This is a genomic window from Rhizobium sp. SG741 (assembly GCF_012275435.1).
GTDB lineage: Bacteria > Pseudomonadota > Alphaproteobacteria > Rhizobiales > Rhizobiaceae > Rhizobium > Rhizobium lusitanum.
Map to the genome: position 1 here is coordinate 269,428 of NZ_JAAZQP010000008.1, position 16,265 is coordinate 285,692.

The following is a 16,265-nucleotide window of genomic DNA, read 5'->3' on the forward strand; positions in this document are numbered from 1 at the left end:
GAAGACTTGCTGAAAAGAAGCGCTTTATCGGGTCGCCGAAAACCAGATGCTTCCTTGTTGTGTTGATCATCTGCCGTAGCGCCGAAGCGGGGCAATCGGCCCTGCTTCGGCGGCAATCGGTTGGCAGAGAGTGGAAGCGTCAGCGCACGCTGGACGCCACCCAGTTATGCCATTCCTCCGCGCTGCCGTGGAAAGCGTTGAGGTCGATCCTGCCGTCGACGCCATGCGAGACGCCGGAGCCGGAATATTGCCAGAACAGCCAGTTGCGACCGGGATAGACCTTGGAGGGATGGGCAGCGACGGAGCGCAGCCAGAAGGGATAGTTGAGCAATTCGCCGCGCAGGTTGTCGCGATAGAAATCCGGAGCCGTATAGACGATCGGGCGCTGGCCGTAGTGTTTTTCCAGCTTGTCCATGAAGACCTGCATCTTCGCCAGGACTTGTTCGCGCGACGGCCGCCGCTTGCAGCTCGATTCGCCGTTCCATTCCACGTCGATCACCGGCGGCAGGGCTCCTGCTTCTCTCGGAACGTTGCGGATGAACCAGTCGGCCTGCTCGCCGGCGGTACGGCACCAATAGAAGAAGTGGTAGGCACCGTGCTTCAGGCCAGCTTGTTGAGCGGCACGCCAGTTCTTCTTGAACATCGGATCGAGGTGGTCGCCACCATCGGTCGCTTTGATGTAGACGAAATTGGCACCCTGGGTGCGCAACGTTTCCCAGTCGATGTCGCCCTGCCAGCGCGAGACGTCGACGCCATGCACGGCCAGTTTCCTTGGCGACGTTGTGCCGAAGTTGATCGGCTTGGCATCGCGGAACTGATGGGAATAGATCTGCATCGGCTGCTGCCGCATGGCGCGGGGCATCGGGTTTGCCGGCGAAAGCATGGCGAGCGGCCGTTGCAGCGGCAGCGGAACCTCATCTCCACCCTGGTTTGACGGCAGGAACGCCTCCGGCCGAGGATCCGCCGGCAGCGAGGTCACCAGCGCTTGCTGCCGCTCAACCCGCGAGACCGTCTCGCCGATTTCGACCGACGGCGTAGGAGTTTGGCTCTTTGCGATCGAGCTGGTCATTTCTTTCGAAGGCGCGCTGGTCTGCGCGGCTTCGCGCTCGCCTCTGGCGGCGCAGCCCGAGATCGTAAGGGAGGCAAGAAGGATGGTCGATACAGCCGATAGACGCATAGGAACCCGTACGCAAAACACAATCGACGGCGGATCCGCGCCGTTCGGAAATCACAGAGACTAAGTGCTAATAGAAATTTACCAAAAAAGATTGAATCAGATCTTTCTAACGCGAAGATTCGCGCGGGGAGCGCGGTCATCCGCCGGCGCGCAAGAGTATCACTGCATGGTGACTATATCGTAAGGCTTTGTTATCTCTCGCGTTTACCGCCAAAAGTGTAACCTGTCTCGACCGTCTTGTTGCCGAACTTTTCTCTGAGCTTGTCCATCGCCGCCTCGGCAGCGGCGCGGCGTGTTGCCTGTTCGTCGATCAGATCGGGTGGATCGGCGCGGGCCGCATCGCAAAGATCGGTGACGCCTATGCCGATGAGGCGGAACTTCGTGCCGTCGGTCTCGGCTTCAAGCAGGCGCAGGCCGGTGCGGAAAATTCGATCGGCAAGCTGCGTCGGATCCTCCAGGCGGCGATTGCGGGTCCGGCCCTTGAAGTCGGCAGTTTTCAGCTTCAGCACCACGGTCTGGCCGGCAATGTCGCTGCGCTTCAGCCGGCGCGAGACCTTCTCTGAAAGGTCGCGCAGGATCGGCACCAGATCGTCATGACGGGAGATGTCCTCGAAGAAGGTCGTTTCCGACGATACGCTCTTTGCCGCTTCGTTCGGATGCACCGTGCGGTCGTCGATGCCGCGCGACAGGCGGGAAAGCCGCTGGCCGATGACCCCGTAGCGGCGCATGAGATCGCCTTCCTCCATGGTCTGCAGCTGGCCTATGGTGCGGATGCCGTCGCTTTCCAGCGTTGCGGCAAAGGCTTTGCCCACACCCCATATCGTCGTTACCGGGCGCGGCTCCAGAAATGAGAGTGCCTCTTCCTGGCCGATGACGGAAAAGCCGCGCGGCTTCTGCAGGTCGGAGGCGACCTTGGCGAGGAACTTGCAATAGGAGAGGCCGACCGAGATGGTGATACCGATTTCCTGCTCCACGCGCCGGGCGAATTTCGCCAGGATGCGGGCCGGCGGATCGTGGTGAAGCCGCTGCGTGCCGTCGAGTTCCAGAAATGCCTCGTCGATCGAAAGCGGCTGCACCAACGGCGTCAGTTCCTGCATCAGCGTGCGAACCTCGCGGCCGACGCGAACATATTTCTCCATGTTCGGGCGGATGACAACGGCCTGAGGACACGCCTCCAAGGCTTTGAACATCGGCATGGCAGACCGCACGCCATGAATGCGGGCGATGTAGCAGGCAGTGGAGACGACGCCACGCTTGCCGCCGCCGATAATGACTGGCTTGTCGGCGAGTTCCGGATTGTCGCGCTTCTCGATCGATGCGTAGAAGGCGTCGCAATCGATATGCGCCAGGGTCAGCGCATAGAGTTCGCGGTGATAGACGAGGCGAGGACTGCCGCAGGCCCGGCAGCGCGTCCGCACGGCCGATTGCTCGCTCAAGCAATCGCGACAGAAACCGGAAATCTTATCGGGCGCAGGGGTCATCAAGCGAGAACAAAAATTGAACATCGCTACCTTATGTTCTAAGCTTGCGAGTCTCAAGGTGGAAAACAGCGGAGGGGGAAGGGGTGCAGGATTTAAGTGTGCGACCATTGACGCCGGATCGCTGGGGCGATTTCGAGACACTCTTCGGGCCGAGCGGCGCCTGCTATGGCTGCTGGTGCACCCATTTTCGCATTCCGACGTCACAACGCAAGACGATGGACGGGGCGGCGAAGAAGCGGTTCATTGAGGAGCGCGTTGCGGCCGGACCGCCGCCGGGTCTTCTCGGCTATGTCGGCGAGCGCCCGGTGGCCTGGGTGCAGGTGGGTCCGCGCTCGGAGTTGCCGCAATGGAACTCTCCAAAAACGGTGTCACGGCCGCTCGATCCGGCCGATGCCGAGGATCGCTCGGTCTGGGCTGTGAGCTGCTTCTTCATGAATTCACATGATCGCGGCAAAGGATACAGCCATCGCATGCTGTCCGAGGCGGTGAATTTCGCCAAGGCTTCAGGCGCGCGCCTGCTCGAGGGCTGTCCCATCGAACGCACGAAGCAATCGAAGTCGGTCGGCCTCTATGTCGGCTCGCAGCGCATATTCGAGACGGCCGGATTTTCCGAGATCGCGAAGCGCAAGGATGGGCGGCCTCTGATGCGCCTTGTTCTCTGATGGTGGGGCCGGCGGTCTCAGCGGACGATATGGGCCTGGATCAACGGTGCTGCCTGGCTCCATTCGTTTGCCGCGAGGATGCCCGCCGCAGCGGCGGGCGCCATGCGATGGACGATGGAATCCGGCTTCAGGTTGATCAGGAGGCAATCCGGAACATGCTCGCCGACCGAATGCAGATTGTGCGCCATGTCGTCGACGAAGGCGACCGGCAGTGTGCGCCTTCCATGCAGCGACCGCACGATCGGCCCTTTCGGCTGCAGCGATGCGAGCAGCGGATAGGCGAGGCCGAGCCTGTCGAGAAGCCGGCGTCGCTGAGCCCAGAATTGCGGCGGCATGGCCGTGAGAAAAACGATGTCGGCGTCCTTCGAAAAATCGCCGAGGGTATCGGTGACGCGATCAAGCGGCGTCTGCCATTGCTCCTGCGCCTCGAAGAATGCTTCGATCAACCGATGAACGTCCTTTTCTTCAAGCACCACTCCATCGGCCTTGGAAATGATGTTGCCCGTAAGCCTGAAGGAACGCGGCAGGAATTCATGGCCTTCAGCATCGATGAAGAGCAGGAAAGGCGCAAAGAAATGCAAAACGACATCATCGACATCGCAGACGATCAACGGCCGGTCCTTGAGGCGGATATGCGATGTGTCGAATTGGAGCGGGGCATCCATGGTCAATATTCTCCGGAGGCAAGGCCGGGCGGCGAGAAATGCGCCGACGCGGCCGCGACGGTTTCCGGCGGAATGCCGCTGGCCTCGCAGAAAGCCAGCAATGTCGGCTCGTGGTTCATCAGAAAGTCGAGCATGCCCGCAAGAAAGGCCGGCTCGTTGATGGCGTTGCGCACCTGCGCCGGCTCGACGCCGGTGAGCGCCAGGAAGCGGCTGAACATATCCGGTTCGTTGGCCAGCCAGCCGAGCACTGCAATCGCTGTCTCTTGCGGCTCTGCCGCGCTGTTCTTCGGGTTCTTGAAGTTACTTTGCATTTCGACGGGTGAGTTACCTATTTTTCAACCAAATGCCGGTAGTATCCGATTCAAGTATTTCTGGAATCGATTTCTCACGACCCTATATTTTGAGAGAATAGATGCAATACCGGATGCAGGGACAGCTTTCCATGCCTAAGCAAGTGATGATTGTAGAAGACAATGAGCTGAATATGAAGCTCTTTCGCGATCTGATCGAGGCGTCCGGCTACACCACGATCCAGACCCGAAATGGCATGGAAGCGCTTGATCTCGCTCGCAAACATCGCCCGGATCTGATCCTCATGGATATCCAGCTTCCGGAAGTTTCCGGGCTGGAAGTGACCAAGTGGCTGAAGGAGGACGATGATCTGCACGTCATTCCGGTGATCGCGGTCACGGCCTTTGCCATGAAGGGCGACGAAGAGCGCATTCGCCAGGGCGGATGCGAAGCCTACGTCTCGAAGCCGATTTCCGTCCCGAAATTTATTGAAACCATCAAGACTTATTTGGGCGACGCCTGAGCGTGGGGAAAAGCTGATGACCGCGCGCATCCTGGTGGTTGACGATATTCCAGCGAATGTGAAGCTTCTCGAGGCGCGGCTGCTGGCCGAGTACTTCGAGGTGCTGACGGCGGAGGATGGAGCGAGAGCTCTTGCCATCTGCGCGGGCGCCCAGGTCGATCTCATCCTTCTCGACATCATGATGCCGGGCATGGACGGGTTCGAAGTGTGCGAGCGCCTGAAGTCCGATCCGCGCACTGCGCATATCCCCGTGATCATGGTCACGGCGCTGGATCAGCCCGCCGATCGCGTGCGTGGCCTGAAAGCCGGAGCCGACGATTTCCTGACCAAGCCGGTCAACGACCTGCAGCTCATTTCGCGCGTCAAGAGCCTGCTTCGTTTGAAGACGCTCAGCGACGAGCTGCGTATGCGCAACGAGACCGCCCGCAATTTCGGTATCGAAGACCTGCTACGGGTCGGCGATGGCCGCGCTGACGAAACCGGCCATGTGCTTCTGGTCGACGGCCGCGCCAACTCGCAGGAGCGCATCATCCGCGCGCTCAAGCCGATTGCCCAGGTCATGGCGATGTCCGATCCGCAGGCCGCCCTATTCGAGGCAGCGGAACGGCCGTTCGAGCTCGTCATCGTGAATTCGAATTTCGACGACTATGATCCGCTGCGGCTTTGCTCGCAGCTTCGCTCGCTGGAGCGTACGCGCTTCCTGCCTGTCTTGCTGGTGACCGAGCAGGGCGCGGACGAGATGATCGTCCGTGCGCTCGATCTGGGTGTCAACGATTACATCGTCCGACCCATCGATCCGAACGAATTGGTGGCCCGTTGCCTGACGCAGATACGCCGCAAGCGCTACAACGACCGTCTGCGGGCCAGTGTGCAGCACACCATCGAGCTTGCCGTCACCGATGCGCTCACCGGCCTGAACAACAGGCGCTATCTCGACAATCATCTGAAGATCCTTTTCGACCGCTCCTTGGCGCGCGGACGGCCGCTCTCTGTTCTGATCACCGATATCGACCGGTTCAAGCACGTCAATGACACCCATGGTCATGATGCCGGCGACGAAGTGCTCAAGGAGTTCGCCGCCCGCATCCGGTCCACCGTGCGCGGTGCCGATCTGGCTTGCCGCTATGGCGGCGAGGAATTCGTCGTCGTCATGCCCGATACGCCTGCCGAAGTGGCCGCTGCTGTCGCGGAGCGATTGCGCGCGTCGGTAGAAAATATGCCCGTCAAACTGCGCGAAGGCGGCGTTGCTCTTAACATTACGGCCTCCTTCGGCATCTCGTGCCGTTTGGAAACAGTCGAAACGCCGGAGCAATTGATGAAGCAGGCCGATCTTGCGCTTTATGAAGCGAAAAGGGCAGGGCGCAATCGGGTTGTTGCTTCAGCGGCCTGATCTAGAACAGATCAGTCGGAATAAGGCCCTCCCATGAATATTGAGGGGCATTCGCAAGTTTTGAACAATGATTAAGATTTTGTAATCTTTGCATCGCTGCGGTATGTCGCCGGGATTTTCTCAAAGGATAATTTCGGCGTTTTCATTTTTTATTTGGCTAGATACTTGAGTTTATAGATTATTTTAGAGATTTTATAATTACTATTCGATATGTTCACGTTTAGTCTGTGGTTTTAGTTAGAAAAAAATGCAGAAAAACTGTGGATTAATCGAAGATAATTAACGTGTTCAAATGTTCTTAAATATCTGTATTCGGAATTTGTTGCATCTGCGAATGCTATCTCTTCCCTCTTCAGATGTGTTCGCTTTTGAATTGTGAATTTCGCAGAAGATTCATTCAGAAGAAATCGGGAATTTTAACCATCCAACCAGAGAACAATTTTTTATCATTAAGAATTTGTTGATTTTCTTTCGATTTCGCGCAAATTTAGTCTCGTACACAGACAGCCCGTATGGGTTCGAGATACCCCATGATGCTCAGGTCCGCCGCATCTCCTGGGTCGTGGGGTCGGTCGGCTGGCATGCAATACAAACGGTTCCTCGTGCCGTTTTGCAGGCTAGCCGACCCCCAACTCAAAACGCCGTTCTTCGTTTTTCGAAGGCGGCGTTTTTTCTTTGTCGACGAATACAAGGGATCTATATTTTAGCTCTTCTTGCCTTATGAAGCACAGTCGAGCTTGGCGCCAGGAGAACGTCATTGAAAACAAAAAGGCGCTAACCTCTCGGTTGCGCCTTTTGTAACCAGAAGTTTAGGGAAATTACTTGATCTTCGTTTCCTTGAACTCGACGTGCTTCTTAGCGACCGGGTCGTACTTCGTCTTCGTCATCTTGTCCGTCATCGTACGGCTGTTCTTCGTCGTGACGTAGAAGAAACCGGTGTCGGCCGTCGACAGCAGCTTGATCTTGATAGTGGTAGCCTTGGCCATAGTCGTCCTGCCTTTAATAAAAATGAACGCCGTGGACGGCCAGTGCGGAGGTCCACGGCGAATTCTGGCGCGAAACTACAAATCGCGCCCGAAAAGTCAACCCCTGTTGCCCATGAAAAGCAATCGTATCCCCGAAAGCAGGACATAAAGGCCGAAGAAAAAGGCAACGGCCCAGGCAAAGCCGCTGGGGTTGACCAAATCCATCGCCGTGCCGATCGTCGGCGGCCCGAGAACCATGCCGATGGCATAACAGAAAACGAAGGCCGCATTGGCGGCCGCGAGATCCGCTCCGGTCAGGCGCGTGCCCAGATGGCTGAGGCCAACCGTGTACATGCCGGAGACGCAGCCGCCCCAGAAGAGCAGAATGACCGCGAGAATGATCCAGTTCGAGGACAGAGACGGCAGCAGCAGCGCGCCCACCAAGCCGATGGTGGCCATGATCGAGAGCAGTGGCCGCTTGTCGCGCATGCGGTCGGCAAGCAGCCCCAGGGGGATCTGGAAAACGAAATTACCGACGCCCATCACGGTCAAGAGCAGCGCGGCCTGTGATTCGTTGAAGCCGAGGCGCGTGGCATAGCTGGTGAACAAGGAGCCGCCGCCGACGGTGACGGCGCCGAACACGAACACTGCGGCGGTCGCCGTCGGTACCAGGAAGATGTAGCGGACGAAATGCAACTCGGGCTTTTCGTCGACATCCGGGCTTTCGTTGCGCGCGATGAAGATCGGAATGGCGGCTGCCAGGATGATGCAGGCGCCGATGGCGAAGGGCATGAGCCCTTCGCTGCCGACAAGCGAGAACAGCAGGGGGCCGGCTGCAAAGCCGAGGGAGAAGACCGTGGAATAGAGGCCGAGCACGAAACCGCGCTTGGAAGGCGGCGAAGCCGCATTGATCCAGAATTCCGACAGGATGAACAGAGTCGTCGTCGACCCGTGGAACAGGATACGCAGCGGAAACCACAGAAGCAGGTTTTCCGCGTAGTAGAAGCCCAGCGAGCTTAGCGCGGAGAGCATGACCGCCCAGATCATCGTCTGCACGACGCCGAAGCGATGGGCGAGTTTTGTCGTGATGACCGCGGCGAGCATCGACGCCACCCCCATCATCGCGGTGTTGACCCCGATGAGGCTTGAGGGGACGCCGCGCTTTTCCAGAATGATACTGAGAAGCGGCAGGCCCAACCCGATGGCTATGCCCACGGCGGATACGGACGCGATAGCTGCGACGAGCGAGGGCCAGTGAATTTCTTCGACATGGCCAGTCTTGCCGTTCGTCGGTTCAAGCATAAACGGATCCTTGCAGCGCGTGGCGGGCGAATCGATCGGCACGTGGGATATAGAAAGGCACGGCACGGCCAAATTCAGGTAACGGGTCGGCTTTCATGAGATCGGTCATATCCCCCGGGATGGTCCTTTCGACGCCCGGCATGTTCAGACAAGAAACGCTGTCCATGTCAAGCCGTTGCCGGCAAACCAGCTCCGCTGAATCCCGAATATACGACGAATCGATATTGGCCGTGACCAAAGGGCGTAACGGCGCAAGGTGAGTTCCGCCTGCCGCGCGGGCGAGCGACTTGGGCTGGCATATGGCTTTCACGACCGGCTGTTTCCCTGATCCCAGTCGTCCGGGCTGTCGTCGTGGCCACCGAAGCCATGCATGCGGAGCGCCCATTGCAGGCCGATGACCCCGCCTTTGATGGGCTGTATGATCGCAAGCGCCGCGATCACCGTGATCGGTGCCCAGATCGCGAGGTGGACCCACATCGGCAGATTGAAGGCCATGTCCGTCAGCATGTAGCCGCCGACGACGATATGGCCGAGAACCAGGATCACCAGATAGGGCGGCAGATCGTCGGCGCGTTGATGGAAAATCTCCTCGTCGCACACAGCGCAACGATCGACCGGCTTCAGGAAGGCACCGAAGAGTTTGCCGGTGCCGCAGCGGGGACAGCGGTTCAGCATGCCACGGGTAATCGATCGCCCGAGCGGGCGCTCGCTTTCGTCTGCGCCACCATAGCGCATGGTCGGATCGGATGGGCTGCCCGTCATGAATGCTCTTCCTTCCTGGCGGCAACCGTCCCTTACCGGCGGCCGCGCGGTGGTCTCGTGCCCGGCGCTTTGCGCGCCTGATTTTGATTGCGGCGGGTCGCCTTATGGAAAGAGCGTACCGCCGTCGGCATCGACCGTCCGTCGCTCAGCATTTCGAAGCGCAGCGCGCCCGCAAGCGGCACGGCCTCCACCAGCCGTACGCTCACCTCGTCGCCAAGGCGATAACCGAGCCCCGTCTTCTCGCCTGTCAGCGCCTGATGCGCCTCGTCATAGATGAAGTAATCGGTGCCGAGCGTAGATATAGGGATGAAACCGTCGGCGCCATAGTCCGGCAGGGTGACAAAAAGTCCCGACTTGGTGACGCCGCCGACGCGCGCCTCGAATTCCGCGCCCACACGCCCGGCGAGATGATGGGCGATCAGCCGGTCGACGGTCTCGCGTTCCGCCGCCATGGCGCGGCGCTCGAATGTCGAGATTTCCGCGGCGATGTCGTCGAGGGCAGCTTCCTCATCCGACGTGATTCCACCTTCGCCGAGGCCAAGCGAGCCGACGAGCGCACGATGTACGATCAGATCCGCGTAACGGCGGATGGGAGACGTGAAATGGGCGTATTTCATCAGGTTCAGGCCGAAATGCCCGATATTATCAGGGCTGTAGATCGCCTGGCTCTGCGAGCGCAGCACCATCTCGTTGACCATGGTCTGATGCGGCGTCCCGTCGGCTTTCGCCAGAATGCCGTTGAAGCTGTTGGCCCGGACATTGCCGCCCTTGGGCAGCGATATGCCGAGTGTCGCCAGGAATTCGCGCAGCACTTCCTGCTTGGCGAGCGTTGGGCCGTCATGGATGCGAAAGATAAGTCCCTGCTTCTTCTTCTCCAGCGTCTCGGCCGCAGCCACGTTCGCCTGGATCATCATTTCTTCGATGAGCTTGTGCGCATCGAGGCGCGGCGGCACGACGACGCGATCGACCGTGCCGTCAGGCTTCAGCAGGATCTTGCGCTCCGGCATATCCAGTTCGAGCGGCTGGCGCCGCTCGCGGCCCTTCTTCAGGATTTCATACGCGTGCCAGAGAGGTCTAAGGATCGGCTCCAGCATCGGCCCGGTCTTGTCGTCGGCTTGGCCGTCGATCGCCGCCTGCGCCTGCTGGTAGGAAAGCTTGGCGGCACTCTTCATCATGATGCGATGGAAGGTGTGTCCAGCCTTGCGGCCTTCTCTGGAGAAGATCATCCGGACGGCGAGGGCAGGGCGATCGACGCCTTCCTTGAGCGAGCAGAGATCGTTGGAGATGCGCTCGGGAAGCATCGGCACGACACGGTCGGGGAAATAGACCGAATTGCCGCGCTTCAGCGCCTCGCGATCAAGCGGGGAATTGGGGCGCACATACCAGGAGACGTCGGCAATCGCGACCGTGACGATAATGCCGTCGGGATTGTCAGGCGAGGGGTCCATTTCGGCGTAGACGGCATCGTCGTGGTCCTTCGCGTCGGCCGGATCGATGGTGATCAGCGGCAGGCTGCGCCAGTCCTCGCGGTGCGACATGGTCGCCGGCTTGGCAGCATCGGCCTCCGCGATCACGGCGGCAGGAAAGACATGCGGAATGCCGTGCGCGTGGATGGCGATCATCGAGATCGCCTTTTCCGAGGCGACGGAGCCGACGACCGACAGTACCTTGGCGCGCGGCAGGCCGAAACGGCCGAGGCGGGCCACTTCGACTTCGACCAGATCGCCGTCCTTGGCTTCGCCGGTATAGTCCGGATCGATTACCATTTCCTCGCCGCGCCGTTCGATCGGCATCAGCCGGCCGCCGCCACCTGGCGTCTCGCGGAAGACGCCCATGGACGCACCCCTCCGCTTGTCGATGACCTTGATGATGCGCGCGGTATAGGCCGGACCGCCACGATCCACCGCCGAGAAGATCTTGGCAAGGATGCGGTCGCCCATGCCGGCGACGGGCGCCTTGCCCTTGCCGTTGCGGCCGGCGGGCGAGGAGGATTGCTTGATCATCACGGCCGGCGCCACGCCGTTTTCCTCGGCCCACTCAGCGGGGCGGCCGATCAATCCGCCATCCTTGTCGCGCGTGGTGATATCAAGAACGGCGATCGGCGGCAGAGCGCCGGGGCGGATGAGCGACTTGCGGCTCTTCTGCACCATGCCGTCTTCTTCGAGTTCGCGCAGGAGATTCTTCAGCTCGACACGGCTCTCACCCTTCAATCCGAAGGCCTTGGCGAGTTCGCGCTTCGAAGCCTGCTGCGGATGCTCGGCGATGAAGCGCAGGATGATTTCGCGCGGCGGCAACGTGCCGTGAACGATCGCCATCATCGGCTCGGCGTCGCCGCTTGCCTTACCGGCGCGGCCGGGCTTGCCGGAACGTCGTTCCGACGATGAAATCCTGCCGCGTGGTTCTCTGCTCACTCTGCGCTCTTCTTTTTCGCTGCCGTCTTGGCCGCAGGCTTCTTTGCAGCTGCTTTCGGCTTGGCGGTCGTTTTCGTCACTTTTGCGCCGGCGGCCGCAGTCTTTGCCTTGGCGGGCGCCCTCTTCGTCGTGCCGCCGCCCTTGCCGGCCTTTGCAACGATCAGAGCCAGGGCTTCCTCGACTGTGATCGCCTGCGGGTCCGTGCCTTTCGGCAGGGTAGCGTTGACTTTGCCCCAGTTGACATAGGGGCCGTATTTCCCGTCACGAACGGTAATCGAGCCGCCGCCGTCCGGATGCGCGCCGAGATCCTTCAATGCAGCCGGCGTACCACCGCGTGCTCCGCCACCTGCCTTGCTCTGCTTTTCGGCAAGGACTGTCACGGCGCGGTTCAGGCCGACGGTGAAGACATCCTCGACGGTTTCGAGGTTGGCATAGCTGCCGTCATGCAGCAGGAACGGCCCGTAACGGCCGATGCCGGACGAGATCATCTTGCCGCTTTCAGGATGTTTGCCGATATCGCGCGGCAACGAGATCAACGCCATCGCTTTCTCGTAATCGATATCCTCGGGCTTCCAGCCCTTCGGTAGCGAGGCGCGCTTGGCATCCTTGCCATCGCCGCGCTGGATATAGGGTCCGAAGCGACCGGAACGCAGCGTCAGCTCTTCGCCGGTGACCGGATCCGCGCCGAGTGCCTTCGGCTCGTTCAGACCGGTGGATTCGGCTTCGGCGCCGCCTTCCGAGGAGAGCTGGCGCGTATAGTTGCATTCCGGATAGTTCGAGCAGCCGACGAAGGCGCCGTATTTGCCGAGCTTCAGCGACAGGTTGCCCGTGCCGCACACCTGGCAGATGCGCGGATCGCTGCCATCCTCGCGCTTCGGGAAGACGAGCGGCGCCAGCGCCTCGTTCAGCGCGTCGAGCACATTGGTGACGCGCAGCTCCTTCGTGTCCTCGATCTGGGCGAAGAAATCGCGCCAGAAATCGCGCAATACGTCCTTCCAGTTCAATTCGCCAGCGGAGATGCGATCGAGCTTTTCTTCCAGATCGGCAGTGAAGTCGTATTCGACGTATTTGGTGAAGAAGCTTTCGAGGAAGGCGGTCACCAGCCGGCCCTTGGCCTGCGGCACCAGCTTTCGCTTGTCGATCGTCACATAGTCACGGTCGCGCAGCGTCGCCAGCGTCGCCGCATAGGTCGACGGGCGGCCGATGCCGAGCTCTTCCATCTTCTTGATGAGCGAAGCTTCCGAATAGCGCGGCGGCGGTTCCGTGAAGTGCTGCGTCGAATTGATCTTCTGCTTGGCGAGGTTTTCGCGCGCATTGATCTCGGGCAGACGGCCATCTTCGTCGTCGGCATCGTCGCTCTGCTCGCCGTCTTCCTTCTGGTCGGTGTAGGCGGCAATGAAACCGTCAAAGCGGATCACGGAGCCGACGGCGCGCAGGCCGGCCTTCTCGCCGGCATTGTCGGCGAGAATCTCGACGGTGGTGCGCTCGATCTCGGCGGAGGCCATCTGGCTGGCGATGCCGCGCTTCCACACGAGGTCATAGAGTCTCAGCTGGTCGGCATCGAGGAATTTGCGGACGCGGTCCGGTGTGCGATCGAAATCCGTCGGGCGGATCGCTTCGTGTGCTTCCTGGGCGTTCTTCGCCTTGGTCGAGTAGAAGCGCGCCTTTTCCGGCAGGTAGCGGTTGCCGAATTGATCGGCGATCGCCGCGCGTGCCGCATCGATCGCTTCCGGCGCCATCTGCACGCCGTCCGTACGCATATAGGTAATGAGACCGACGGTCTCGCCGCCGATGTCGACACCTTCATAGAGCTTCTGTGCGACCTGCATGGTGCGCGAAGCGGAGAAGCCAAGTTTGGAGGAAGCGGCCTGCTGCAGGGTGGAAGTGGTAAACGGCGGGCTCGGATTGCGCTTGACGGGCTTTGCCTCGACGCTGTCGACGACATAGGCGGCGCCTTCCAGCAGCGCCTTCAGCTTGCCGGCCTCTTCGCCGTTGCCGATCGAACGCGGCTGCAGGCGCTTGCCGTCGGCGGTCACCAGGCGGGCTTCGAATTCGTCGCCGCGCGGCGTCTTCAGGATGGCCGAAAGGTTCCAGTATTCTTCCGAAATGAAGCGCTCGATTTCGGATTCACGGTCGCAGACGAGGCGAAGCGCGACAGACTGCACACGGCCGGCCGAGCGGGCGCCGGGCAGCTTGCGCCACAGAACCGGCGACAGATTGAAGCCGACGAGATAATCGAGGGCGCGGCGGGCGAGATAGGCGTCGACCAGCGGCACGTCGATGTCGCGCGGGTCGGCCATCGCGTCGAGCACGGCCTTCTTGGTGATGGCGTTGAAGACGACGCGCTTCACCGGCTTGCCGTTGATCACACGCTTCTTGTTGAGCAGGTCGAGCACATGCCAGGAAATCGCTTCGCCTTCGCGATCCGGGTCGGTCGCGAGAAACAGGCCGTCGGCGGATTTCACCGCGTCGGCGATGTCCTTCATGCGCTTTTGCGAAGCGCCATCGACTTCCCAGAGCATTTCGAAGTCCTGGTCCGGCAGCACCGAACCGTCTTTGGCGGGCAGGTCACGCACATGGCCGAAGGAGGCAAGAACCTTATATCCGGGTCCCAGATATTTGTTGATTGTCTTAGCCTTGGCAGGCGATTCTACCACTACAACGTTCATCATTAAGTCTCTGAATAGGAGGTCGTGCCAAAACAAGGCACGGGAGAAGCCGAGTTTTTTCGTCTCCCCGGCCCTCCGACATGGACAGGGAAATCGTCGCGGTCAAGAGGCGATGTCAATTTTTGCGCCTGGCGCGACGATGCGATGCTTAGAATTGGTATGCGCGTCACAGTTTTCAATCCAGCATGGAGAGCGACACGAGCCCGCCGGGATGGCGATGCAGCCGGCCGGCCATATCCAGCTCGAGAAGAACGGAATGGATCGAGGATATCGGCAGGCCTGTATGCCTGACGATGTCGTCGATCTCGACCGGTGTCGGCCCGAGCGCATCGACGATGTGATCGCGTTCAGCATCAGCGGGCGGTGCGGAGAACGGTTTGCTCCGTTCGACTGGCGCTTCGGAAGGGCGAGGGCGGAAGAGATCGGGCTCAGCCAGCGGCCGCAGAGCATCGACGATATCGTTCGGCGTGGTCACGATCATCGCGCCGTCCTTCAGCAGGCCGTTGGTGCCTTCGCAGCGCGGATCGAGCGGCGAGCCGGGAACGGCAAAGACCAGCCGGCCGAATTCGCCGGCAAGGCGCGCGGTGATGAGCGAGCCGGAGCGGGTCGCCGCCTCGATGACGACGACGCCGAGCGAGATGCCCGATATCAACCGGTTGCGGCGCGGGAAGTCGCGAGCCCGCGGCTCCCATCCGAACGGCATTTCGCTGACGGCAAGCCCGTTGCCGTCCCATATGTCATTGAGCAGGCCGATATTCTCAGGCGGGTAGGGCTGATCCAGCCCGCCGGCCATGGCGGCGATCGTGCCGGTCTCGAGGCTGGCGCGATGGGCTGCCGTATCGATGCCGCGGGCAAGCCCGGAGATGACAACGTATCCGGCCTCGCCGCAGGTGCGGGCGATCATTGCGGTGAACTTGGCCCCGCTGATCGAGGCATTGCGGGAGCCGACGATGCCGATTGCCGGGCGGGTTGCCGTCGGGACATTGCCTTTGACCGCAAGAAGCGGTGGCGCGCCATCGATCTCGCGGAGCGTGGGCGGATAATCCGGCTCGCCGATGCCGACGAAGCGCGCACCGAACCGATGTATCGCTTCCAGTTCCCGCACAGCGTCGCGCTCGTCGGCAATGCGGATCGCCCGCGTCGAGCCGCCGCGCTGGGAAAGCTCCGGCAGCATGGCAAGCGCCGCTTCTGCCGAGCCGTAGTGATTGATGAGATGACGAAAGGTGGATGGACCGACATTGTCGGAGCGGATGAGCCTGAGCCAGGCGATCCTTTGTTTTTCGGTCAGCGCAACTCCGGTCCGTCTTGCGCTGCCTGTATCCATTACCCCTTCGCTCCGATCTTGCCTTCCGTTCCGGCGGCCAGCCGGGCGATGTTGGCTCTGTGTTTGTACCAGGAGATGACCGTCATCAGCGCCATGGCGCCGGCGATCTTGTCGACGCCCAATATCCACAATACAACCGGGATGGCAAGGGTTGCAACCAGCGCGGAGAGTGACGAGTAACGGGTGGTGAAGGCGATGGCCAGCCAGACGATCGCGAAAATCAAGGCCATCAGCGGAGCCAGGCCGAGCAGGATGCCCAGATAGGTCGCAACGCCCTTGCCGCCCTTGAAGCCGATCCAGACAGGGAAGATATGACCGATGAAGGCCGCGAAACCGGCGAGCACCGCGGCGTCATTGCCGAAGAAATGCGCGACGATCAACACGGCGACGGTGGCCTTGAAGGCGTCGAGCAGCAGGGTGGCGACCGCAAGCCCCTTGTTGCCGGTGCGCAGCACATTGGTTGCGCCGATATTGCCCGAGCCGATCTTGCGGACGTCACCGAGGCCTGCCATGCGCGTCAGCAAGAGGCCGAACGGGATGGAGCCGAGCAGGTAGCCGATGACGAGGGCTGCCAGCGCTGTCTCCGGGGTAAGCTGCCAAGTCCAGAAATCCGCCATCACGTCTTGTTCTCCGTAAACCCTGG

Annotated in this window: 14 protein-coding genes; 3 read left to right on the forward strand and 11 right to left on the reverse strand. The window is 60.7% G+C overall.

The annotated features are described in order from the left end of the window. Nucleotides 1–139: 139 nt before the first annotated feature. A complete protein-coding gene (locus FHT29_RS21500; protein ID WP_037194278.1) occupies nucleotides 140–1,177 on the reverse strand; it encodes a GH25 family lysozyme in 1,038 nt (345 codons plus the stop codon). A gap of 191 nt (nucleotides 1,178–1,368) precedes the next feature. Then, nucleotides 1,369–2,658 carry a DNA polymerase IV gene (locus FHT29_RS21505; protein ID WP_037194444.1) on the reverse strand — a complete coding sequence of 430 codons (1,290 nt, stop codon included), beginning with the start codon at nucleotides 2,656–2,658 and terminating at the stop codon, nucleotides 1,369–1,371. A 98-nt stretch (nucleotides 2,659–2,756) separates the two neighbouring features. Between FHT29_RS21505 and FHT29_RS21510 the strand changes: the two genes are divergently transcribed. After that, complete coding sequence (locus FHT29_RS21510; protein ID WP_348644872.1) at nucleotides 2,757–3,320, forward strand: GNAT family N-acetyltransferase; 564 nt, start codon at nucleotides 2,757–2,759, stop codon at nucleotides 3,318–3,320. Between the two features lie 17 nt (nucleotides 3,321–3,337). Here the strand turns inward: FHT29_RS21510 and FHT29_RS21515 are convergent, their stop codons facing one another. Both FHT29_RS21515 and FHT29_RS21520 read right to left on the reverse strand, forming a co-directional pair. Then, nucleotides 3,338–3,985: a hypothetical protein gene (locus FHT29_RS21515; RefSeq protein ID WP_047553148.1), complete on the reverse strand. Its 648-nt coding sequence runs from the start codon at nucleotides 3,983–3,985 to the stop codon at nucleotides 3,338–3,340. Between the two features lie 2 nt (nucleotides 3,986–3,987). After that, nucleotides 3,988–4,296, reverse strand: a complete 309-nt coding sequence (locus FHT29_RS21520) for a DUF3572 domain-containing protein (protein WP_037194282.1) — start codon at nucleotides 4,294–4,296, stop codon at nucleotides 3,988–3,990. Nucleotides 4,297–4,427: 131 nt separating this feature from the next. On the opposite strand from FHT29_RS21520, the gene FHT29_RS21525 reads away from it, so the two are divergent. Together FHT29_RS21525 and FHT29_RS21530 are read left to right on the forward strand one after the other, a co-directional pair. Continuing rightward, nucleotides 4,428–4,799 (forward strand): response regulator, encoded by a 372-nt coding sequence (locus tag FHT29_RS21525; protein ID WP_028754034.1) that lies wholly within the window; start codon nucleotides 4,428–4,430, stop codon nucleotides 4,797–4,799. A 16-nt stretch (nucleotides 4,800–4,815) separates the two neighbouring features. Next, nucleotides 4,816–6,189 (forward strand): PleD family two-component system response regulator, encoded by a 1,374-nt coding sequence (locus FHT29_RS21530; protein ID WP_037194283.1) that lies wholly within the window; start codon nucleotides 4,816–4,818, stop codon nucleotides 6,187–6,189. Nucleotides 6,190–7,007: 818 nt separating this feature from the next. Here FHT29_RS21530 and rpmG read toward each other — a convergent pair. The 7 genes from rpmG to plsY all read right to left on the reverse strand — a co-directional run bounded on the left by rpmG (nucleotide 7,008) and on the right by plsY (nucleotide 16,242). Continuing rightward, on the reverse strand, nucleotides 7,008–7,175 hold the full coding sequence (gene rpmG, locus FHT29_RS21535; RefSeq protein WP_003547442.1) for a 50S ribosomal protein L33: 168 nt from the start codon (nucleotides 7,173–7,175) through the stop codon (nucleotides 7,008–7,010). A 96-nt stretch (nucleotides 7,176–7,271) separates the two neighbouring features. After that, nucleotides 7,272–8,456, reverse strand: coding sequence for an MFS transporter (locus FHT29_RS21540; protein WP_037194284.1), 1,185 nt, complete (start codon nucleotides 8,454–8,456; stop codon nucleotides 7,272–7,274). A gap of 306 nt (nucleotides 8,457–8,762) precedes the next feature. Further along, nucleotides 8,763–9,218, reverse strand: a complete 456-nt coding sequence (locus tag FHT29_RS21545; RefSeq protein ID WP_037194286.1) for a DUF983 domain-containing protein — start codon at nucleotides 9,216–9,218, stop codon at nucleotides 8,763–8,765. 32 nt (nucleotides 9,219–9,250) lie between these two features. Beyond that, nucleotides 9,251–11,629, reverse strand: a complete 2,379-nt coding sequence (gene rnr, locus FHT29_RS21550; RefSeq protein ID WP_047553151.1) for a ribonuclease R — start codon at nucleotides 11,627–11,629, stop codon at nucleotides 9,251–9,253. Then, entirely contained in the window at nucleotides 11,626–14,298 is a 2,673-nt protein-coding gene (gene topA, locus FHT29_RS21555) for a type I DNA topoisomerase (RefSeq protein WP_168600107.1), read from the reverse strand. The genes rnr and topA overlap by 4 nt, the downstream gene beginning before the upstream one ends. A 175-nt stretch (nucleotides 14,299–14,473) precedes the next feature. Beyond that, nucleotides 14,474–15,622, reverse strand: a complete 1,149-nt coding sequence (gene dprA, locus FHT29_RS21560) for a DNA-processing protein DprA (protein ID WP_168600108.1) — start codon at nucleotides 15,620–15,622, stop codon at nucleotides 14,474–14,476. Then, nucleotides 15,622–16,242, reverse strand: a complete 621-nt coding sequence (gene plsY, locus FHT29_RS21565; protein ID WP_168600109.1) for a glycerol-3-phosphate 1-O-acyltransferase PlsY — start codon at nucleotides 16,240–16,242, stop codon at nucleotides 15,622–15,624. Before plsY ends, dprA begins: the two co-directional genes overlap by 1 nt. Nucleotides 16,243–16,265: the final 23 nt, after the last annotated feature.

What these genes read in the sequence shown, in the direction of transcription:
- FHT29_RS21520 (WP_037194282.1), bottom strand. Translation starts at nt 4,296, where the DNA reads ATGCAAAGTAACTTCAAGAACCCGAAGAACAGCGCGGCAGAGCCGCAA.
- FHT29_RS21525 (WP_028754034.1), top strand. Translation starts at nt 4,428, where the DNA reads ATGCCTAAGCAAGTGATGATTGTAGAAGACAATGAGCTGAATATGAAG.
- FHT29_RS21545 (WP_037194286.1), bottom strand. Translation starts at nt 9,218, where the DNA reads ATGACGGGCAGCCCATCCGATCCGACCATGCGCTATGGTGGCGCAGAC.
- FHT29_RS21505 (WP_037194444.1), bottom strand. Translation starts at nt 2,658, where the DNA reads ATGACCCCTGCGCCCGATAAGATTTCCGGTTTCTGTCGCGATTGCTTG.
- rpmG (WP_003547442.1), bottom strand. Translation starts at nt 7,175, where the DNA reads ATGGCCAAGGCTACCACTATCAAGATCAAGCTGCTGTCGACGGCCGAC.
- FHT29_RS21500 (WP_037194278.1), bottom strand. Translation starts at nt 1,177, where the DNA reads ATGCGTCTATCGGCTGTATCGACCATCCTTCTTGCCTCCCTTACGATC.
- FHT29_RS21515 (WP_047553148.1), bottom strand. Translation starts at nt 3,985, where the DNA reads ATGGATGCCCCGCTCCAATTCGACACATCGCATATCCGCCTCAAGGAC.
- dprA (WP_168600108.1), bottom strand. Translation starts at nt 15,622, where the DNA reads ATGGATACAGGCAGCGCAAGACGGACCGGAGTTGCGCTGACCGAAAAA.
- topA (WP_168600107.1), bottom strand. Translation starts at nt 14,298, where the DNA reads ATGAACGTTGTAGTGGTAGAATCGCCTGCCAAGGCTAAGACAATCAAC.
- FHT29_RS21540 (WP_037194284.1), bottom strand. Translation starts at nt 8,456, where the DNA reads ATGCTTGAACCGACGAACGGCAAGACTGGCCATGTCGAAGAAATTCAC.
- FHT29_RS21530 (WP_037194283.1), top strand. Translation starts at nt 4,816, where the DNA reads ATGACCGCGCGCATCCTGGTGGTTGACGATATTCCAGCGAATGTGAAG.